At 53.3% G+C, this 19,858-nt stretch carries 24 protein-coding genes; 11 read left to right on the top strand and 13 right to left on the bottom strand.

From position 1 onward, the window contains the following. Nucleotides 1-16 precede the first annotated feature (16 nt). Entirely contained in the window at nt 17-1,042 is a 1,026-nt protein-coding gene (locus IE105_RS01840; protein WP_189494808.1) for an aspartate-semialdehyde dehydrogenase, read from the bottom strand. Nucleotides 1,043-1,116: 74 nt separating this feature from the next. Next, on the bottom strand, nt 1,117-1,434 hold the full coding sequence (locus IE105_RS01835) for a hypothetical protein (protein ID WP_189494807.1): 318 nt from the start codon (nt 1,432-1,434) through the stop codon (nt 1,117-1,119). A gap of 49 nt (nt 1,435-1,483) precedes the next feature. On the opposite strand from IE105_RS01835, the gene IE105_RS01830 reads away from it, so the two are divergent. Together IE105_RS01830 and IE105_RS01825 are read left to right on the top strand one after the other, a co-directional pair. Then, on the top strand, nt 1,484-1,939 hold the full coding sequence (locus IE105_RS01830; RefSeq protein WP_189494805.1) for a hypothetical protein: 456 nt from the start codon (nt 1,484-1,486) through the stop codon (nt 1,937-1,939). Then, nucleotides 1,932-2,438 carry a hypothetical protein gene (locus IE105_RS01825; protein ID WP_189494802.1) on the top strand — a complete coding sequence of 169 codons (507 nt, stop codon included), beginning with the start codon at nt 1,932-1,934 and terminating at the stop codon, nt 2,436-2,438. The genes IE105_RS01830 and IE105_RS01825 overlap by 8 nt, the downstream gene beginning before the upstream one ends. A 22-nt stretch (nt 2,439-2,460) precedes the next feature. Here the strand turns inward: IE105_RS01825 and IE105_RS01820 are convergent, their stop codons facing one another. Then, the gene (locus tag IE105_RS01820) at nt 2,461-3,048 is read right to left on the bottom strand and encodes a DUF2799 domain-containing protein (protein WP_189494799.1); all 588 of its coding nucleotides are present in this window, start codon (nt 3,046-3,048) and stop codon (nt 2,461-2,463) included. 130 nt (nt 3,049-3,178) lie between these two features. On the opposite strand from IE105_RS01820, the gene IE105_RS01815 reads away from it, so the two are divergent. The 3 genes from IE105_RS01815 to IE105_RS01805 all read left to right on the top strand — a co-directional run bounded on the left by IE105_RS01815 (nt 3,179) and on the right by IE105_RS01805 (nt 6,247). Beyond that, on the top strand, nt 3,179-4,207 hold the full coding sequence (locus tag IE105_RS01815) for a patatin-like phospholipase family protein (RefSeq protein ID WP_189494796.1): 1,029 nt from the start codon (nt 3,179-3,181) through the stop codon (nt 4,205-4,207). Nucleotides 4,208-4,309: 102 nt separating this feature from the next. Further along, nucleotides 4,310-5,662 (top strand): hypothetical protein, encoded by a 1,353-nt coding sequence (locus IE105_RS01810; RefSeq protein WP_189494792.1) that lies wholly within the window; start codon nt 4,310-4,312, stop codon nt 5,660-5,662. Between the two features lie 36 nt (nt 5,663-5,698). Beyond that, nucleotides 5,699-6,247, top strand: a complete 549-nt coding sequence (locus IE105_RS01805; RefSeq protein WP_189494790.1) for a hypothetical protein — start codon at nt 5,699-5,701, stop codon at nt 6,245-6,247. A 1-nt stretch (nt 6,248) separates the two neighbouring features. Here the strand turns inward: IE105_RS01805 and IE105_RS01800 are convergent, their stop codons facing one another. From IE105_RS01800 to queF, 4 genes are all read right to left on the bottom strand, one after another. Continuing rightward, nucleotides 6,249-6,773 (bottom strand): gamma carbonic anhydrase family protein, encoded by a 525-nt coding sequence (locus tag IE105_RS01800; RefSeq protein ID WP_189494787.1) that lies wholly within the window; start codon nt 6,771-6,773, stop codon nt 6,249-6,251. Further along, nucleotides 6,773-6,985: a DUF3126 family protein gene (locus tag IE105_RS01795; RefSeq protein WP_189494784.1), complete on the bottom strand. Its 213-nt coding sequence runs from the start codon at nt 6,983-6,985 to the stop codon at nt 6,773-6,775. The genes IE105_RS01800 and IE105_RS01795 overlap by 1 nt, the downstream gene beginning before the upstream one ends. Before the next feature lie 22 nt (nt 6,986-7,007). Further along, a complete protein-coding gene (gene cysE, locus IE105_RS01790; protein ID WP_189494782.1) occupies nt 7,008-7,820 on the bottom strand; it encodes a serine O-acetyltransferase in 813 nt (270 codons plus the stop codon). A gap of 95 nt (nt 7,821-7,915) precedes the next feature. Beyond that, a complete protein-coding gene (queF, locus tag IE105_RS01785; RefSeq protein ID WP_189494779.1) occupies nt 7,916-8,371 on the bottom strand; it encodes a preQ(1) synthase in 456 nt (151 codons plus the stop codon). A 270-nt stretch (nt 8,372-8,641) separates the two neighbouring features. Here queF and rpoH point away from each other — a divergent pair, with 270 nt between their 5' ends. Together rpoH and IE105_RS01775 are read left to right on the top strand one after the other, a co-directional pair. Continuing rightward, a complete protein-coding gene (gene rpoH, locus IE105_RS01780; protein ID WP_189494777.1) occupies nt 8,642-9,595 on the top strand; it encodes an RNA polymerase sigma factor RpoH in 954 nt (317 codons plus the stop codon). A 70-nt stretch (nt 9,596-9,665) separates the two neighbouring features. Then, nucleotides 9,666-10,124 (top strand): hemerythrin domain-containing protein, encoded by a 459-nt coding sequence (locus IE105_RS01775; protein ID WP_189494775.1) that lies wholly within the window; start codon nt 9,666-9,668, stop codon nt 10,122-10,124. Nucleotides 10,125-10,182: 58 nt separating this feature from the next. Here the strand turns inward: IE105_RS01775 and gor are convergent, their stop codons facing one another. The 3 genes from gor to glmU are packed head-to-tail and all read right to left on the bottom strand — an operon-like array spanning nt 10,183 to nt 13,636. Next, nucleotides 10,183-11,565 (bottom strand): glutathione-disulfide reductase, encoded by a 1,383-nt coding sequence (gor, locus tag IE105_RS01770; RefSeq protein ID WP_189494772.1) that lies wholly within the window; start codon nt 11,563-11,565, stop codon nt 10,183-10,185. Beyond that, entirely contained in the window at nt 11,562-12,272 is a 711-nt protein-coding gene (rpiA, locus tag IE105_RS01765) for a ribose-5-phosphate isomerase RpiA (protein ID WP_189494770.1), read from the bottom strand. The genes gor and rpiA overlap by 4 nt, the downstream gene beginning before the upstream one ends. Further along, entirely contained in the window at nt 12,269-13,636 is a 1,368-nt protein-coding gene (gene glmU / locus IE105_RS01760; protein ID WP_189494989.1) for a bifunctional UDP-N-acetylglucosamine diphosphorylase/glucosamine-1-phosphate N-acetyltransferase GlmU, read from the bottom strand. The genes rpiA and glmU overlap by 4 nt, the downstream gene beginning before the upstream one ends. 35 nt (nt 13,637-13,671) lie before the next feature. On the opposite strand from glmU, the gene IE105_RS01755 reads away from it, so the two are divergent. Further along, nucleotides 13,672-14,397: an HAD-IA family hydrolase gene (locus IE105_RS01755; RefSeq protein WP_189494768.1), complete on the top strand. Its 726-nt coding sequence runs from the start codon at nt 13,672-13,674 to the stop codon at nt 14,395-14,397. A gap of 23 nt (nt 14,398-14,420) precedes the next feature. Here the strand turns inward: IE105_RS01755 and IE105_RS01750 are convergent, their stop codons facing one another. Continuing rightward, nucleotides 14,421-14,621 (bottom strand): phosphoglycolate phosphatase, encoded by a 201-nt coding sequence (locus IE105_RS01750; RefSeq protein ID WP_189494765.1) that lies wholly within the window; start codon nt 14,619-14,621, stop codon nt 14,421-14,423. 271 nt (nt 14,622-14,892) lie between these two features. Between IE105_RS01750 and IE105_RS01745 the strand changes: the two genes are divergently transcribed. Then, nucleotides 14,893-15,420 carry a helix-turn-helix domain-containing protein gene (locus IE105_RS01745; protein ID WP_189494762.1) on the top strand — a complete coding sequence of 176 codons (528 nt, stop codon included), beginning with the start codon at nt 14,893-14,895 and terminating at the stop codon, nt 15,418-15,420. Here IE105_RS01745 and IE105_RS01740 read toward each other — a convergent pair. Further along, entirely contained in the window at nt 15,370-16,692 is a 1,323-nt protein-coding gene (locus IE105_RS01740) for a peptidase MATCAP family protein (RefSeq protein WP_189494759.1), read from the bottom strand. The genes IE105_RS01745 and IE105_RS01740 overlap by 51 nt on opposite strands. 140 nt (nt 16,693-16,832) lie before the next feature. On the opposite strand from IE105_RS01740, the gene IE105_RS01735 reads away from it, so the two are divergent. Continuing rightward, on the top strand, nt 16,833-18,422 hold the full coding sequence (locus IE105_RS01735; RefSeq protein ID WP_189494756.1) for a peptide chain release factor 3: 1,590 nt from the start codon (nt 16,833-16,835) through the stop codon (nt 18,420-18,422). Nucleotides 18,423-18,495: 73 nt separating this feature from the next. After that, nucleotides 18,496-18,831: a hypothetical protein gene (locus IE105_RS01730; RefSeq protein WP_189494754.1), complete on the top strand. Its 336-nt coding sequence runs from the start codon at nt 18,496-18,498 to the stop codon at nt 18,829-18,831. On the opposite strand, the gene IE105_RS01725 is transcribed toward IE105_RS01730, so the two are convergent. Further along, entirely contained in the window at nt 18,828-19,844 is a 1,017-nt protein-coding gene (locus IE105_RS01725; protein ID WP_189494751.1) for a PAN domain-containing protein, read from the bottom strand. The two genes, IE105_RS01730 and IE105_RS01725, sit on opposite strands and share 4 nt — an antisense overlap. Between the last annotated feature and the right edge of the window lie 14 nt (nt 19,845-19,858).

The following is a 19,858-nucleotide window of genomic DNA, read 5'->3' as shown; positions in this document are numbered from 1 at the left end:
CAAAAATGTCGGTCCGTTATTTCTTCAACAGCTTTCGGTGAACCAAAAGCTCAGCGATTTGCACCGTGTTAAGCGCTGCGCCTTTACGTAAATTATCCGACACGACCCACATATCGAGCGTATTATCTTGCGTGCTGTCTTCGCGAATGCGTGAAACGAAGGTCGCAAATTCACCGACACATTCGATCGGTGTGATATAGTTGGCATCTTCCCCATCCGGCTGGTCAATGACCATCAACCCGGGGCTTTCGCGCAGCAACGCACGCGCATCATCAGCGGAAAGTTCACTTTTGAGCTCGACATTGATCGCTTCGGCGTGACCGACAAAGGTGGGGACCCGCACACAAGTCGCGGCGACTTTGACGTGAGATCCTAGGATCTTCATCGTCTCGACCTTCATCTTCCATTCTTCTTTCGTGTAGCCATCTTCCATAAAGACATCGATTTGAGGAATGACGTTAAAGGCGATCCGTTTCGGAAAATTGATCGCGGGCAGTTCACTATTTGTATAAATCCCTTTGGTTTGCAGCCAAAGTTCATCCATCGCCTTCTTCCCGGCACCTGAGACGGATTGATAGGTCGAGACAACAACACGTTTGATTCCGGCCCGATCGTCCAACGGTTTTAGTGCCACAACCATTTGAATGGTGGAGCAGTTCGGGTTGGCGATGATGTTTTTCTTGTAGAATCCTTCAACCGCATCAGCATTCACTTCGGGCACGACCAGCGGCACATCCGGGTCCATGCGCCATGCGGAGCTGTTATCAATAACAACGGCCCCTGTGGCGGCGATTTTGGGCGACCATTTTTTGGAGATCTCCCCACCTGCGCTCATCAGTGCGATATGGACTTTGTTGAAATCAAAGGTCTCAAGATCCACACATTTGAGGGTCTTGTCACCAAAGCTGACTTCACGCCCGAGCGAGTTACGGGACGCGACAGCATAAACGTCACCGACTTCAATATCCGACTCGGATAGAATTTCGAGCATTTCTGTCCCGACATTGCCGGTCGCGCCGACGATCGCGAAATTGGTCGCCATGATGTTACCCTAACGTTGAAAAGTCGCGCCATTTAGAAGATCAGCCATCCCGATTCAACCGGGATCATTCATCTTCAGCGCTTTGTAATACGTCGCCACATAAAAAAGGCGATAATAGCGACAAGAACAAGTCCGCCAATTTCCAAAACGGTAAGCCCTAAAAATACAGTCTGAAACAAGGTTTCACCGCCGCCGACCTGTGGCGCATTGCCAGAACTGGCAATCATGGCGAGGCCAAGGACTACGAGGACACAAGCACCAATGAGGCCAAAAATTACGTTGTAAAAACGCTGATCCGCCTTTTTTTGCGCAATACGTCGATCCTGCGCACGCTGATAGCGTGTGCCCCGCTGTCTTGAGCGGCTTCTGGGTTTAGGGTTTTGGTCATTCATATCTGCGACTTAACATGGCGATCCAAGGTCGTCATGGTAAGGGTGGCATATGCGATTTCTGAGTGTTCTTTTTATTGGTTTTTGCACAGCGGGCACGCTCGCGAACTCTGCGCTCGCGCAAACGACGGCGATCGACCCTTACGGCCCGCCTGATCCAACCCAAGAATTACCCCTGGATGGCGACGCACTAACGGCTCTGTTCATGGACCGAACCCATCGCGGCTATTATGAATATGAAGACTGGGAAACTTTGGATCCTGCCTTTACCGAAGAGATGAAAGCAGACGGGTCAACCGTCCATAATCGCGACGGCATTATCTCTGCGGGGGAATGGCGCACTCGCAATAATGTCGTTTGCTTCACCTATAATGACTTAAACGGCGGGTGTTTTTCCATCTATCAACGCGGAAACTGTTATTACGCCCTGTCAGCCTTCACGAGCGATCTCGTCGCGATCAGTGTGATTGACGGCGAAACACCAGACTGCGAGCCGTCCATTGCTTAAACTTCGTTACGCTCTGATTTTGACGGCTGTCTATGCTGGCTCCGCCTTCGCTCAGAATGCGCCCCCCAACCTGCCCCTGTATGATCCGCCCATGACGCCGAACCTCAACGGCGATTTCTTACCGGACCCCTCACAAGAACTCCCCTTGGGCGAAGATCAGCTACGCGCCGCTTTCTCTGACAAGACGCACCGGGGCACGTATAATTTCAAACGCCCTAACATTGATAGCTTTGCCTTTATGGAGACAACAAAGTCCGACGGCACAACGCGCCATACCCACGGCGACAAGGTCGATGTCGGCACATGGAAAATCATGGCGAATGTGATTTGTTTTCACTACACAAATTGGGACGGCGGCACGCATGATGCTTGCTTCAACGTTTTCCAAAAGGGCAATTGCTATTATCACTACGGCTTGCGTTCAGGCTTTGGCGGCGCCTTTACAGCCCGCAGTGTCCACGCCGATGAAACCCCGGAATGTGAGCCTCCCAGCGTTTAGTGCGGGCTGCAATTTGCCGACTTTAGTCGGTTGGTGGGCTCCATCGCGGCAGACCGTGCAGCTGTTCCATTGCCCGAATGTCGATCCGGAGATCATCCATATCATTGGCGAGACGGGCCGCTTTCTTTTCAAGACGGCGGCGTTCCTTCGCCGATAGATCCTCCGCCTCAAGTCGTCCCGATACATTGAGATAGGCCTCGCGCTGATCAGACCACCGCGAAATGAGGTCATTCCGTTCTGATTCCAATTGATAGACTTCATTCCCATCGGCATAGCCATCCAGATAGTCCGCGAACCCTCCAGCATCACATTCAGCGTTCGGGGACTGACCGCTCCGGCCATGATCATAGCCTGTGCTAGGCCCGCAATAGCGTTGTAACCCTAACTCTAAGCCGCGAATGTAAGCGATACGATCAGGCATCACGTTAAATTTGGCGCAGCGTTCAGAAATATCGGCTAATCGCGAACGGGACCGTCCGGCCTCTCCGTCCTTAAAACCAATATCTTCCCAACTCCCTGACAGACAGGCCTCTTCCGAAATTGTCTGACAGCCCGTCACGCTTGCGCCAAAGCAAACCCCCAATGCGATGATGGCAATAGATTTTTTCATGACGCTCTCCCTTGTCTCGCAGATGACTTAGCGTAATATTTATGGCGGTTCCATGAGGATGTTATTCAGCCTGCGCTCATATTAACGGGTTCTCCTTGCTGCATCCCGACGTCCGTGGTTTAGCGGGTCTATGCGTCTCGACTCATCCACTATCGGTACCGGAAAACGCCCGCCCATCGGGCTTGCACTGGGCGGCGGTGTCGCGCGGGGCTGGGCCCACATTGGGGCGCTACGGGCCCTGATTGAAGCCGATATCGAACCGGACATTATTGCCGGCACGTCAATCGGCTCCGTTGTCGGCGCGGCCTACCTTGCCGGACGTTTGGATTCGTTAGAAAAGTGGGCGCGGTCCCTCAATAAAAAACGGGTCATACATTATATGGATCTGTCATGGGGCGGATCAGGCCTGATGAAGGGCGCGCGGCTCGTTAAAGTCCTCGAACATTATCTCAAAGACACAAATATTGAGGATTTCGACAGACGGTTTGCCGCTGTCGCCTGTGATCTTCGCACAGGGTATGAAGTCTGGCTGCAGCAAGGCCCCGTTATACCTGCGATCCGGGCGTCCTATGCGCTGCCCGGCGCATTCGAACCCATAAAAATTGATAATCGTTATATGATTGATGGGGCGCTTGTGAATCCCGTTCCGGTCTCAGCCTGTCGAGCGATGGGAGCGCACTTGGTGATTGCTGTATCGCTCAATGGCGATGCTTTTGGTCCTGTCGGAACCAGCCACGAGGTTGATTTCGACGTTGAGAATCAAGCCGAACCTGACATGGCAGAAATGGCTATCATGGCTCAGCAATCTTTAAATAAGTTAAGACCTGACCGTATCTTGTTGAAATCGTTACTGGGTGGAGCCAAGGCTGGGAAGAGCCCGCGCATTGGTTCTGTGATGATGGGTACGTTGAATATCGTCATGGACCGTATTTCCCGATCGCGTCTGGCTGGCGACCCCCCCGATGTTTTCGTCGCCCCCCGCATCGGTCATATCGGTATGTTAGAGTTCACGCGCGCGGACGAGTTGATCGAGCGGGGCTATCGCGCGATGCAACATGAAATTCCGCTCATTCGTTCGGTCATCGATATTCTGGGTGATATGCCCAGTGCCGCCTCTCCTGTGGGCGGACCTGAAGCAGGGTCCGGTCCTCAGACTTAGAGAGAAAGCCCCCTTTGACGTTAAGGGAAAATTAACGATAGCCACTCGCCCAGACGGTGTCTGTCCGCGACATCACTCTCCCGCACCGATATGCGCTAGCCCATGAACGGATTTATACGAAAAGGTCTGGCGAACGATAATATCGTGTCGCGGCGCAATCTCGCTCTTGCAGCGGGCCTCCCGACTGCGGGCGACCCACCGTCGCAATCCCCGCCCCCCTTTCCCCATGAAAGCGTGATAACGATTGAGGATCCTGCGGATCACGGTGTCATCTGGACCACCAGCCGGCTGACGGCTCTTGTATTCTTTGTTGTCTCGTCCGTGCTGACCCTGTTTTCCTTGCGTGTCGGTCTTCCGGCCCGTGAGACGGGTCTGTTATGCGCTCTGAGCGCGCTCGCCGCCTCAGCCGTTCTTTACGGCTTGCCGCTATGGCTTACGGTGGCCCGTGGCGTCTTGGCCCTCGCGGTGGCCGTCTTTGCGAGTTTAGCTCTTCTCATTCTCCTACCGGCTTTAAACCTTTGGCCCAGTGGCGCAGGGCCGCTTCTGTTCTCAATGATTTTTGCCATTGTCGGCACCTTAACCCGCTCACGCGCGTGTTTAAGCCTCGCGATTTTGGCCTTGTTCGGATTGATGATCGACTCGGATGGCCTAACCCGCATGCGGCTTGATGCGCAGGTCGCAACGCTCGGCTTATTTGCAATTGGTCTCTGCGGCAGTGTGATGGCCGGATCCCGTATCATCGCAGGTGTATCGCTGGTGGCTGTTATGGGCGCAACACTAACTCTTATGGCCGCCTTTGGAATACCCACTCCGGGCGCGCTCGCGATCCTTTCCGTCTTTGCAATTGCCTCAGCAATTGCCCTGCGCGCTTACTTTAATCGCGGCTATGTGGCGGCTGAGTTACCCATGATCCTCTCGGGCGTCGTGTTTGCTTTGGCCGCGATTGGCTTCCAGCTCTTTCTTATGGGTGATTTCGCCGGACAAGCCGGTCGCTTTGCCACACCCCTTCCCAATTTGGGCGTCATGATCCTGATTGCCATTCAAGGTATGGTCCTGTTTGTTTCGCTTGTCGGTTGGTTTGCTCGTCGCCTCTCCTTGGCGGATGTTATGCTGACGCAAGCCATCTTTGGTCTCGTTTGCACCATTATCGCAGACCCTATGCGCCTGTCCCGAATTGGCGTTGGCGATCCATCCTTACTTCTCGCAGGCATCGTCGGCTTGATCGTGGCCGGGTTAGCCGCGCTTATGCTCTATAGATCATGGCTTGCAGATCGCCCGATTCTGACGTCCTTGTCAGCCATGACAGTGATGATCCAAATCATCTTTGGAATGCGCTTGGCCACAGGCGATTTCGATGTAGCCTTAGCCGCCTTAGTCTGCGCCGGGCTGGCCATGGCGCTGGCCGTGGTCATGGCGTTAAATCCTCGCAACATCCGCAATAGATCACTTTCGTAGCTATTCAGCCCCATGAACCCACACTATAGAAATACGATGGAAACAAACGGCGGAAAAGATGGCGCGGCCGGACGTCTTTGGTACATTCGCGTGTCGGGCACAGTCTATGGCCCCTTTGATGACCGTACTGTTTGGACCTATGTGCAGGAAGGTCGTGTCACGGCGCTTTCAGACCTCTCCATGCGTCCAGACCAAGGCTATCAACCCGCGAAAAATTGGCTTGAAATTGCGCATTGGTTCCTTGCGCCTGCGGTAGAGTCAGCAACGCAACTTGCGCCTGCGCCCCCGGTCCAACCCGAACACACATCTCTGATGCTAATCATGGCCGAAATTCGGTCGGGACGCTCAATGGCGTTTCTACAGACTTTGCAATCGCTCGGGGAACCCCAGCAGATTGGCGATAGTGTATGGCTATTACAGTCGAGTTCCGACCCTGAGCAGATGAAATCTGCCCTGGGCCCGACCCTATCGGTCAGTGACCGTCTCTTTGTTGTCGACGCGACTCATTCCGAGTTCTCAGCGTATAATCTAGGCGCCGACGTGGACGGTCAGTTAAAGCAAATCTTCGCCGCTCAGCAGAACTAGCCTAGTCAATGCGGCGGAGGCCGTTCTGGAAACGCTTGGCGTTCGAGACATAGACTTGGGCATTGAGCTTGAGAAAGCTCGCTTCGGCTTCGCCTAGGGTTTTCATCACACGTCCGGGAGAACCGACCACCAAACTGTTGGGCGGAATCACCTTATTCTCAGTGACCAGCGCGTGCGCGCCAATGATACAGCCTTCGCCAATCTGTGCGCCATTCAAAACCGTCGCGCCAATCCCGATCAGGCAACCATTCCCGATCGTGCAGCCATGTAGCATGACCTGATGGCCGATAATGACATCCTCACCAATTGTCAGAGGCTGGCCCGGGTCAGAATGCAGAACTGCATTGTCTTGCACATTAGACCGGGCGCCGACTCTGATCGGCTCATTATCGCCGCGCATGACCGCGCCAAACCAAACTGAGCTATCCTCGGCCATGACGATATTACCGATGACTGACGCCGTATCCGCAACCCAGACACTTTCGTGGAGCGCGGGCGTGAATTCATCGAGCGCAAAAACAGCCATTAAGCGTCAAGATCTTGCTGGAGGATCGACATATTCAGATCATAGGAAATATCGTCTTTGTCTTCATCATCAATATAAAGAAGACCGAGAATTTCGTCGTCGAGATAAACCTCAACACTATCCTGCACCTTGCGCGGCGAAATGCGAATGGCCTCAGTCTTGAAGCGTTTACACAGATAGTCTCGGACGGATTTAATTTGTTCGGGAGTCATGGCGTATTATCCTTGAAATATTTTATAAACATTGGTCCATGGCCGCGGCGGGATCGCCGCAAGAGCCGCCGACCGGCTTGGCGGGAACACCCGCCACGGTACAATTTTCTGGTACAGCTTTCAAAACCACGGACCCGGCCGCAATCTTCGCGCCATTGCCGATGATGATGTTACCCAGAACAGACGCATTCGCGCCGATCAGAACCCGATCGCCAATTTTCGGATGGCGATCTTCTTCGGCTTTGCCCGTCCCGCCCAGCGTCACGCCTTGCAGGATAGAGCAATCGTCACCGATCCGCGCCGTCTCGCCCATGACGAAGCCTGTGGCGTGATCTAGCATGATACCACAGCCAATTTCGGCCGCCGGGTTAATGTCGACGCCAAACAACTCGCTGCTTCGGGATTGTAAGTGATACGCAACCAAATCGCGCCCAGATTTATAGAGCGCATGGGCGCAACGATGCGTCTGAATTGCAAGGAAGCCTTTAAAATAGAGGAAACATTGTAGATGCGAGTGACACGCCGGGTCGCGCTGTTTTACGGCTTGGAGGTCACGTGCGATGCAAGGAACCAGTGTCGGATCACTCTCTACGGCTTCAGCTAACACTGTGCGCAATTTTAAGGCCGAGAAGTCATCGCTTGATAATTTTTGCGCCAGATGATTGACCAGCGCCGAACCAAGATCTTCCTGCGCCAGCACTGTCGCGTGTAAAAGCGACGATAGAGCCACTTCCTTTTGCGCATAGATCGTCGCTTCGCGTTTCATTTCCGACCATACACAGACATCATCTGCGTCGTCGCATACAAGATTAAGCGGGGTGTGTACGTGGGCCATACTGTCGCCTAGCGGTTCAAATCCGCCATTGGAACCCACAATTCAGATAGATGGCTGTTCACTTATTCTTGATGAGCCGTCCGCTGGGCAGAGATTTAACCGCGGCCGCGGTAGGGTGGAACCCCCTGATCGGGGATCCACAGACCTTTGGGTGGCGTGCCAAATTGGTAAAACACATCAATCGGAATACCTCCGCGCGGATACCAATAACCGCCAATACGGAGCCATTTGGGCGCAATTTCGCGCACGAGCCGTTGCGCGATTCCCGTCGTGCAGGCTTCGTGGAAATCGCCGTGGTTTCGATAGCTCCCCAAGAAAAGTTTGAACGCTTTGCTTTCTACGATCCATTCATCCGGACAGTAATCAACGACCAAATGGGCGAAATCAGGCTGCCCTGTGACAGGACAAATTGACGTGAACTCGGGCGCAACCAAACGAACCATATACGGCTCGCTGCACGGGTTCGCGACACGTTCTAACACCGCTTCATCTGGAGATGATGGCAGTGGGCTATCTGCCCCTAATTGATCTAGTTTATTATATCGGCTCATATTCGGCGCTTTATCGTGAAGGCTGCGGTTCGTCCACCGCAAGACCCCGACACCAACATATACCACCAATGCCCGGCCTCCATGATGGCAATCCAAGCCTGACCCGAAAAAAATACCTTGTAGATATTCAAGACGCCACGCCGCACAAATGTTAAGGAGAAGATAGGTTGATCACAATATCGCGTCTTTCAAGCGGCCGATCTTCGCTTTAAACGCACTTTAAATCACGAATAGAATTCCTACATAACTCCGTCAGGAGGACACCACCCAATGGCTGACAGTAAAACCTTAAGCGCAAGACGCGGCACAGAAACGAAGAAGAAATCCGGCAATACAGGCGGACTGTCTTTAACGTTGTCGCCTGAGCAAGGGCTCAATAGCTACCTTCAGGAAATCCGAAAATTTCCGATGCTGGAGAAACAGCAAGAGTTTATGCTCGCGAAACGCTGGGCCGAACATGGCGATACCGACGCGGCAGAGCAGATGGTAACATCTCACCTGCGCCTTGTGGCCAAAATTGCGATGGGGTATCGCGGCTATGGCTTGCCCATCGGCGAAGTCATTTCCGAAGGCAATGTCGGCCTCATGCAAGCCGTCAAGAAATTCGATCCCGATCGCGGTTTTCGTCTATCGACCTATGCCATGTGGTGGATCAGAGCCGCCATTCAAGAATATGTGCTGCGGTCTTGGTCTCTCGTCAAAATGGGCACGACCGCCGCGCAGAAGAAACTCTTCTTCAATCTCCGCCGCATGAAAGGCGAGATGAAAGCGATTGAGGACGGCGATCTTAAGCCAGAACACCTCAGTAAAATCGCGACGACTTTGGGCGTGAAAGAGACAGAAGTCATTTCCATGAACCGGCGCATGTTGGGCGGCGGTGATGCATCGCTGAATGTCCAAATTGGCGCTGAGGATGGATCAACCCAATGGCAAGATTGGCTCGAAGATGACACGGAAAGCCAAGAGTCGACCTTGGCTGACACACAAGAACATGATGCCCGGATGGATTTGCTACAAGACGCTATGGGCGACTTAAACGACCGCGAACGCGATATTTTCATGAAGCGCCGCTTATCCGAAGCGCCACTCACGCTAGAGCAACTGGCTACGGTTTACGGCGTCTCACGCGAACGTATCCGTCAGATTGAAGCACGGGCTTTTGAGAAAATTCAGAAGGCGATGGTTGAAGCGGCCGGCAAGGTCGGCCTCATTGAGGCAGACTAAAGCATTTGGGAACGAAACCGATCCGGAGGTCGTTGTTGTTTCAAATGCAACGCCCTCCGGAAAGGACATCATGGATATTTATAAACGCCTCGAAAAAGATCACGATAAACAACGAGAATTGATCAAATCTATTAAGGCTTCAAAGCCCGGCTCTGAAAAACGCGCTGCCCTATGGACAGACATAAAAGTCGAGTTGGAAGCCCATGCCTCGGCTGAAGAACAAGCCTTTTACTCCAAATTGATGGCTAAACCGGACGGCACAGATGACACGCGTCATGCCGTAGAAGAACATCAACAAATGCACGAGATGATCGAAAAGCTAGACGCGATGGATCAAAGCGCCGACGTCTGGGACGATTTATTCGGTGAATTGGCACATAAGGTCACCCACCATGTGGATGAGGAAGAGGACGAATTCTTCCCAGCCGCCAAGGACACTTTGTCAGACGCCCAAGAAACAAAGGCTCTGAAGGAATTCAACGACCGCAAGGACGCTGAAATTCAAAAACAAGAAGAATTGGCTGACTAAGTCACCCAAACATTTGAAAAGCGCGGCCTGATCGCCGCGCTTTTTTTATGCCACAACCCTATGTGACGACCGTGGTCTTATTCAGCTCACGCGGTTTAAGCGTCACAATTTCTTCGGCGATTGTGGGGTGAACCGCACAGGTCGAGTCAAAGTCAGCTTTGGTTAATTTCGCTTTAATCGCGATCCCGACCATTTGGATCATCTCGGCACTATCGTCTCCGACAAGATGGACACCGATCACAATCTCTTTCTTGCCCTGCGTAATGACCTTCATGAAACAACGGTGCTCGCTACCCGACAGAACATTTTTCATGGGCCGGAAACTCGTCGTGTAAACGGTGACGTCGTCGCCATACCGCTTACGCGCCTCACCTTCTGAAATTCCGCATGTCCCGACCGGAGGACGGGTGAATACGGCGGAGGCAATATTATCGTGATCAAAGGCAGTTGGGTTGTCTTTATACACCGTTTCGATAAACGCCGCGCCCTCGCGAATGGCCACGGGCGTCAGGTTGATCCGGTTGGTGACATCGCCAACAGCATAGATATTCGGCTGTGTCGTCCGCGAAAATTTGTCGACTTTCACAGCCCCGTTTGAATCAACGTCAACCCCAGCCGCTTTGACACCCAGCGTATCCGTCTTTGGACGCCGACCCGTCGCCATCAAAACACAATCTGTGCCGATTTTTGATCCATCACTAAATGCCACGATGAACCCGCCATCGGTCTTACGAATTTCTGTTGGGCTTATGTTAAAGCGGGTATCAATGCCGTTTCGTTTCTGAAGAGCACCGACCTCATCGCGCACTTCGGCGTCAAATCCATTTAGCAAGCGACCGCCACGATAGGCTTGGATAACATCTGTCCCTAAGCCGGCAAACACGCCGGCAAATTCGCACGCGATATAGCCGCCACCGATAATCAACATGCGTTTCGGCTGTTCAGGGAGATGAAAAATATCATCAGATACAATGGCGTGCTCGATACCTTTTATGTTGGGTGACCACGGCGAGCCCCCCACGGCGATGAGAATCGTCTCTGCCGTTTTTGTCACTCCACTCTTACAAAGACGGATCGTGTGTGCATCGACCAGTTCAGCGCGTTCCCGAAAGAGATCAGCCCCGTTTTTTTCAAGTATGGTCGAATATATCCCAGACAGACGATTCACTTCGGTCTGGATATTGTCGCGGAGTGTCCCCCAATCAAAAGTCACATTCTCAACCGACCAACCAAAGCCTTTCGATTTTTCGATCGCTTCACCGAAGTCAGCCCCATAGACGAGATATTTTTTAGGCACACAGCCCCGCACAACGCAGGTACCACCCGGAAGGCTTTCTTCCGCTACACCCACGCGCTTACCGAGCTGGGCCGCGAGACGGCCAGACCGAACCCCACCGGACCCGGCGCCAATAACAAATAAATCGTAGTCGTAATCACTCATGGTGTATCTCGTTTAATTTCAAGCACTTTAGCATGATCGACTTCGCCGATGATAATGACATCTGCGAGATCAATGAACAGACCCGTTTCCATCACACCCGGAATAGCGGCCAAGGCGCGCGCAGTCGCAACCGGATCGGGAATTTCGCGGCAATGGCAGTCGAGAATATAATGACCGCCATCGGTCACGAGCGGTCCGGTGCCATCCTTGGTTTGCCGTAACGTTGTCACACCGTCCTTGCAGCCTGATTTTAAGAGCGCGTCATAGACTTGTTGCGCCGTCAGACCGAGACAGAAGGGGTCAACTTCCACCGGAAGCTCAAACGCGCCGAGGGTTTCCACCATCTTGCGGTCATCAACGATCACCAGCATCTTTTTGGAAGCATTGGCGATAATCTTCTCTCGCAAGAGGCACGCCCCACCACCCTTGATAAGGTGAAACGCTTGATCCACTTCGTCGGCGCCATCAATCGTGAGATCGATCCGCTCAACACGGTCCGGGTTCAATAAAGGGATGCCCGCGTCTCTGGCGACCTCGGCGGTGCGTTGCGACGTCGGGACACCGGACACTTTGAGGCCGCCCGCAACCTTGTCGCCTAGCTTTTCGAGAAAGATTTCGGCGGTGCTACCCGATCCGAGGCCCAACACCATGCCATCTTTGACAAATTCAAGCGCGGCAAGCGCGGCGTTTTCTTTGGCAACACTCATGATTTGGCTTTCCGTTTACTCATCGCCTCGCGAAACCGAGCCGCCCAGCCCAGCTTGTTGACTTGATCCACACGCGCAATGGCGAGGGCATCCGCAGGAACATTTTTTGTGACTACCGCCCCTGTCGCGGTAAAACCGCCATCGCCAATGGTCACGGGCGCAACAAGCGATGTGTGCGTGCCGATAAAGACGCCGTCACCAATCGTCGTTTTATGTTTGAAGAACCCGTCATAGTTACAGGTTACCGTGCCCGCCCCTATATTGGAGCCCGCGCCGATAACAGCGTCGCCGAGATAGGTCAGATGGGAGGCTTTGGATCCGCGCCCCACTTTCGTGTTTTTCACTTCCACGAAATTTCCGATAAAACTATCAGGACCGAGGTCTGTTCCGGGCCGGAGCCGCGCAAACGGACCGACGGACGCGCCCTCACCGACTGTCGCGCCTTCAATGTGACAGAACGCATGAATGGTTGCGCCGGACTTCACGATAACTCCGGGGCCAAAAACAACGTTTTCGCCAATCACCGCGTCGCGTTCAATCACGGTATCGTAGCTGAAATACACCGTCTCCGGATGCCGTAGCGTGACACCGTCTTCGAGCGCCATATTGCGCATATTCGTTTGGAAGGAGGCATTTGCCGCAGCAAGGTCGGCGCGCGAATTCACCCCTAACATCTCGTCTTCATGGCCTCGGACAACACGCGCGCAACCGCCATCCTTGCGCATAATTTCGATCACGTCGGTGAGATAATATTCACCTTTGGAATTCTCATTTGTGACCTGTTCTAAGGCTTTGAAAAGTCGTCCCGATTGCGAAGCCAAAACACCGCTATTGCAGAGAGTCACCGCCAGCTCTTCGGCGGACGCTTCTTTGGCCTCAACAATCTTTTCCAGTGTACCGTCGCGTTCGATCAAGCGCCCGTATGCGCCCGGCACATTGGCCTCGAAACCCAGCACAGCCACATCCGCCTCGGTCAAAGCCTCAAAGACAGAATTAAGCGTTTGCGTCGTAATCAACGGGGTATCCGCAAATAAAACGGCGATATCCCCCTCAAAGTCACCGACGGCATCTTTCGCACAATCAACGGCATGGCCTGTGCCCTGCTGCGGTTCTTGCACGGCAATTTCCATAGACAGCGCCTCGGCGGCGTCTCTCACATCCTGATTGGCGTCACCCACAACACAAATGATGCGCTCGCAGCCTGCCTCTAAGGCACACGTCCGCACCCATTCGATGAGTCTCAGACCCGCCAAATCATGCAGAACTTTGGATTTAGAGGACTTCATGCGCGTGCTTTTGCCCGCTGCGAGAATTATGGCCGCACGAGGACGCGACGATTTATGAGAGAAGGGTCGATCTGTCATTGTCATATAGGCGCGCTTAAACGATAGAAACGCGGATGACACGAGTGGATTCAGTGAAAACGTTGGCGACTAGCAAAGCATCGCTTTCGGGCCTGTCGATTTGTTTTGATCTCGACGGTACGCTCGTCGACACGGCTCCTGACTTGGTTCGCGTCACAAATGAAGTCATCGCAACTGAAGGGCTCCCCGAAACCAACTATAAGCTAGCGCGCGCTGTCGTGGGATTTGGGTCTCGGCGGTTGATTAGCGATGCGCTGGCGCGGGCCAATCACAGTGTCGACACCGCTCGGCTGGATGAAATGCAAGCGGATTTTCTGAAACGCTACGCCGAGGACATTGCCCGGCATTCTAACCCCTATGCCGGCGTCATCAAAACGCTTGATCAACTAAAGTCTATGGGGGCCAGCCTTAGCGTTTGTACGAATAAGCCTGGTTGGTTGGCGCGGCCCCTCTTGCATGAGCTGGCTATGACGCATTGGTTCGACGCAATTGTTGGCGGGGATGAAGCGCCCCGGGCGAAACCTGACCCGCGGCATGTCTATATGGCGGCCGGACATCGTGACAGCGCCCGGATTGTGATGGTCGGGGACAGTCTGCCTGACATGGGGGCAGCCCAGCGCGCAGGCGCTTTTGCGGTCTTAATGACCTATGGCTACAGCCACAGTCCGCAAATACGATTAAGGGCCGACGCGCGGTTGCGGACATTCCGCACCCTCACACCGGCCCTTATAAATCGATATGGTTCAGCGCTAACGCGCTAAGCCAATTGCTTTAGGTCCAGATTTTAGCCAAAGTCTTGTTTGGCACGGCCTGGTACACCGTTAACGAGGTTTGAGCGGACATCGGTGCGAGCCGAGCGCATGGAGGCCAAAAAGCCGCCTTGGACAAGGTTCACTTTGACGTCATGGCCACGTTCGGCCCAATAGGCCTCAATTTGCTGCTTCAAACGCTCGGCGCCTTCGCGCGTGCAATAATCACCCTTCATGGTGGTATTTCCTATAGTTTTTAATATCTGCCTCGGTGCTTGAGCACATCAAGACAATTTGTTTAGCATTTCCCAAGCCTCCACTTAAGGAAACACAGTTGAAAACACAACAACCGCAGTTCAACTTTCTTATGTAATATTTGTAAGACTTATCACGATTTCTATGGTTCAGCGCCAGATCATAAATCCAAGACTTTGAACAATCGAGCGAATTACTTCCAAAAGGTTAATTTGGGTGGTTGATTAATTCGAGAAAAATATAAGTTAGCTTATGTCGTTGGCACTTCGTCTAAAAACAACGCGAAAAAAACACGGTCTATCACAGTCGGAATTTGCCAAACTTGTCGATGTTTCCCAACCGACCATAGCAAACTGGGAACGCGGCGGACACATTCCGCGCCCTGACGCGCTGAGTCGGATTGCCGAAACGTTGAAGGTCGATACGACATGGCTCCTGTCCGGCGAGTTACCGGCCCGACAAGACCCCGCCAATCAATATCTCGCCAAACCGATCCGCCATATTCCCGTCTATGACTGGCCCCTTGATGGGAAAAACCCAACTGAGGCGCAGCCAACGCGCTATATTACCTTAGCCACAGAGAACGCCCAGGTTTTTGCCCTCGAAGCCAATGTTACGAGTGGGTTTCCGGACGGGACGACGTTGATTTTCTCGCGCTCTGATCTGACGACACCCGGTCGATTTCTCGTAGAAACGCCACACGGGTTTGATTTTACAAAAGAAACGTCACTAATCAATAATGTCGCCGCCCGATTGATCTACGCGCTCGTGCCCCATTAGCGACCAGACATCCGGCACTTCTTTGAGTTCTTCTTCGTAATAGCTTTGAAAGCCGGGCATCTTTACGCGATTAAGAAAACTCGAATAAGCCATGTAGCTCACGAGGAAACGCAAATCCTTGACCCACGGCGGCATAAAGCGCGGTGTTTGTAGCTGCCCGTTTGCGGCCAAATGCGCCAAGGCTGGCACATCTTCAATATCCATCTTGCCGACGAAGAGAACCCGAATGAGGTCAGACCGCCCCATTCGAACAACCGTGCGCATAAAGTTATGAACCCGTAACAGCCCGTTCAGATAGACCATATCCTTGGTAAACGGCGCGCCGCCCGAGATCACGCCCCCGCGAAACACCCGCCGCGTATTGTCATAAGATTGGGACGGGTCATCATTCCGGTTGAGGAAGAACTCATAAACCTCTTTGAAATCTGCCCCGTCGACAGCCATCTGAATCGCTAACACGCGACCTGACAGGCGTTTAAATCGTCTAGGGTCCATAGAGCCCGTGATGATTTCTGCAAAAACAGCGAGCCCTTCTTGGATTTCGGTTGTGCCGGGATGGCCCCGCCCGAGAATCGGGAAATCTTTTTGCGCTTTTCCGTTGAGCGCCGTTGCCGTGTGAATGAGCGCTTCGTGATGCAGGAGTTGATCCACATCCCGTTCTGTGAAGGTTGCGCCTTGCCGGATACGAATACGGGTAGAGGACGCGGCCGCTTTGGCCGTGACGTTCGGGCTAATAATAACAGACGGGGCATCCGTCTGGAAATGCCGGGACAAGCGCGCCCGTAACTGCCGCGCAAACTGAGCGTCCGTCAGGTGTTTTTCAGCCCCCTCCAACACTAACCGTTCGAAATCGAGCCCTTCGAGGGACTGGTCCATATGTTTGGCAAGATCGAGAACTTTAGTTTGACCATCAAGCATTAACCGCGTCGGCCGTCCGTAAAGCGCCGTTGAATGCGTAAAAAACTCAGGCGTTCCCCGCGTTTCGATCAGCCCGACCGTGCTCATCAAAGAATCGCTGAGGCGCCTCAACCATTCCGCAATAACGTGATCGCAATCGATCAGGGCCCTCGCGGCCAAAATTTCCTCCCGCGCTTTATCTGTTGGCACAGACGCATAAGTAGGGTTTGGCATCGTCCCTTTATTGAGAAACGCCGTCTTCATCCCGGGGCTCCAGGCAATCGACGTTAAGACGGGTAATGACGCTGCCGCTTTATCCAGATGTTTTCCGGCTTTAACGGCCTTCTTGTAATTTAGATTCGATAGTTTGCTCATTGCGCTCCCTCGCAGTCCAAAGAAGACCTGTCAAAACACAAGCGAGCGTCGCTATTCCGCGATGTTATCGCGGAAAAACCCAAAGATTAAACGGCATCGCGCGCTTTACCGTCCGCCCTCACCCCGCTACCTCGCCCCACATGTCCAAAGCCCTCCAGACAGAGCCGCTCACCCGGCGCGTATTCGCCATCATCTCTCACCCCGATGCGGGTAAGACGACGCTGACCGAAAATATGCTGCTGGCGTCCGGCGCTATCCATCAGGCCGGGAAAGTCGCGGCGCGCGGCGAAGCCCGCCGGACACAATCCGATTGGATGAAAATCGAACAAGAACGCGGCATCTCTGTCAGCTCATCCGTCATGACGTTTGAGCATCGTGGCTTGACCTTCAATCTGCTGGATACACCGGGCCACGAAGACTTTTCAGAAGATACGTATCGGACACTAACGGCTGCGGATTGCGCCGTTATGGTGCTCGACGTTGCTAAAGGTATTGAGCCGCAGACGCTAAAACTGTTCGAAGTCTGCCGCTTGCGCGACATTCCGATTGTCACATTTATCAATAAGCTTGACCGCGAAGGCGTCGATCCGTTCGATTTGATTAGTGAGATTGAAGATAAACTCGCGCTGGATGTTGTACCAATGCAGTGGCCCGCCGCATCCGGCCGACGGTTTAAAGGGGTCGTTGATCTGCGAACCCAAAAGTTTCTGGCGTTTGAAAAGCCGGAATCAGGGAAAGACCATAGTTGGATGCCCGTGGGCGGCGATTCCATCACAACACATTTTAACGATGACGCGTTGCTAGATGAGTTTCGCGAAGAAGCGGAGCTTGCGCGTGAATATCCGGATTTCAATGAACAGTCTTTCCGCGAAGGCCATATGACGCCGGTATATTTCGGTTCAGCCTTGCGCAAATTCGGTGTGCTAGAGCTTATCGACGCGCTGGCCGAGCTGGTGCCTCCACCACAACCTGAACCAGCCATCAAAGCAGGTCAGAATATTCAGATCGATCCAACAGATAAAGAAGTCACCGGATTTGTCTTTAAAGTACAAGCCAATATGGATTTGAACCACCGCGACCGCGTGGCGTTTTACCGGATGGTATCCGGTGAGTTTAAACGCGGCATGAAACTCAAAAGCTTCGATGGCCGCAGTCTGAATGTACACAATCCGGTTATGTTCTTCGCACAGGACCGCGAATTAGCGGAAGAGGCCTATGCGGGCGACGTCATCGGTATTCCGAACCATGGTGTTTTACGGGTTGGAGACAGCCTATCAGAAAGTGGCAAAGTTAAATTCGCAGGCATCCCGAACTTCGCGCCAGAGATACTGCGTCGAGCGCGGTTAGAAGATCCGTTGAAGGCAAAGCATTTGCGTAAAGCCTTGGAATCACTTGCCGAAGAAGGCGTCACGCAATTGTTTAAGCCTGCGCTTGGGGCGGATATGATCGTCGGCGCTGTCGGGTCCCTGCAAATTGATGTGATGCGCGAGCGTATTAAAACCGAATATGGTCTGGGTGTGCAATTCGAAGTGCCGCCCTATCAAACCGCGCGCTGGCTCACATCGGACGACGCTGCCAAACTCAAATATTTCGTCGACAAAAACACGGTCAACATGGCGGAAGACATTGATGGCGACCCTGTTTTTCTGGCCAAATCAGCGTGGGATATTGGTTATGCGCAAGAGAAAAACCCGGACATCCGTTTCTTGACAACAAAAGAGCGTCGTTAGGACAAAATTGGCATTCGACCTGTATTGGCAGAAGTCTTGCAGGGTATGGCGGGCACGCTAATTAAGGGTCCCCATGTCGTTTACACCATACCTCCCCTCGCTCATTATGTTCACAATTACGGTTGTTGTCGTGGGCCTATGCTTTTTGCCAGCGACGTATGAGCGAAAATCACCTTTGCTCAACTTTTATTGGGTTGGATTGTGGCTCTTCATTGGCCTGATCGCGGCCATCGCAGGGGGCGAACAAACCGTAATGCTTGCTGGAATGGAATCACCTGAATTGGCGTTGCGATTGCAAACATCTGTGTCTGTCTGTTTCGTCTTTTTCGTTGTCTTTGCCTGGTTCCGCCTCAGCGGCGCGGCCTTAGTGGCTGGCGTCCGCCGTCTTGTCGTTATGGTTGCCCGCTAGCGCGGCTGAGCCCCCGCAAGCGGCAACTGCGATACAGGCTGCGTCGGATATGACGGCACAGTCGGCATCGGCGCAGATGAACGCACATCATCATTTAATTGACCATAGAGGCTCTGCTGTTGCGGGGCCGTTTGTGTCTGACGGATCGAATCCCAGCTCACCGGATTGTTGACTGAAGATCTTGGCATCGGCTGAGACGGCATCGGCTGAGACGGCGCCTGCATGTAGGGCTGCGGCTGACCATGAGCTTGCGTTTGACCTTGGGGCTGACGATAGATTTGCGCTTGAGTCTGCGCCGGAATTATCTGTGGGGTCGGCGCATATTGACCTTGGACCGACGCAGCAGAAGTGGGCGTTATAGGTTGGCCAATCGGCGGACGTCCTTGATAAGGTTGAGAATATTGCGGCGGTTGATAGGCAGGCTGAGACATGTTTTGCGGAGCGGTCGGGCGCACGTTGCGCATTTGAGGCGACTGTCGCGCTGGTCCGCGCGTCAATGTTGGCGGGGTCATTTGTGGCTGCGCCGCTGTGTAACCATCAAGCGCGGGACGAAAGCCCATCTGGGGTGTTGATGGGGGCTGTGAATATAGCCCTTGAGAATAATGTTCTGGCACAGGGTGTCGTACAATTTGACGTCCGCTTTGGCTCGTCTGTGTCGTGGCTATAGGTTTCGGTGCAACGGCTGTGCCGACGCGGATTGTATTCGTGTTGCCTTCAATCACACGCGTCGACATCGGCATTGCCGATTCGCTAACACCACTGATCGAAATCGCGCTGGAGACTGGGGCGCTAATTGTGGATTGAAATTCACAGACACCGGGCGCCGTTTGCGCGGCTTTGACATAATTCCAGCCTCGACACTGTGCATCACCCTCACATTGGCTTTCGCACACGTTGGCGGTCGGAACGATCACAGAATGATATGGCGTGCCGGGTCTGTAAGTTCCCAAGTCAGCGGCAAAGGCTGGCGCGGCGATCAAGGCGACGGTACAGGATAATAGAGTTAAGCGCATGAGGATCTCGCGAG

It is taken from the genome of Algimonas arctica (genome assembly GCF_014652695.1).
GTDB classification, from domain to species: Bacteria; Pseudomonadota; Alphaproteobacteria; order Caulobacterales; family Maricaulaceae; genus Litorimonas; species Litorimonas arctica.
The sequence above is the reverse complement of the archived record's forward strand: the minus strand, read 5'-3'. Positions and strand labels throughout refer to the sequence as shown.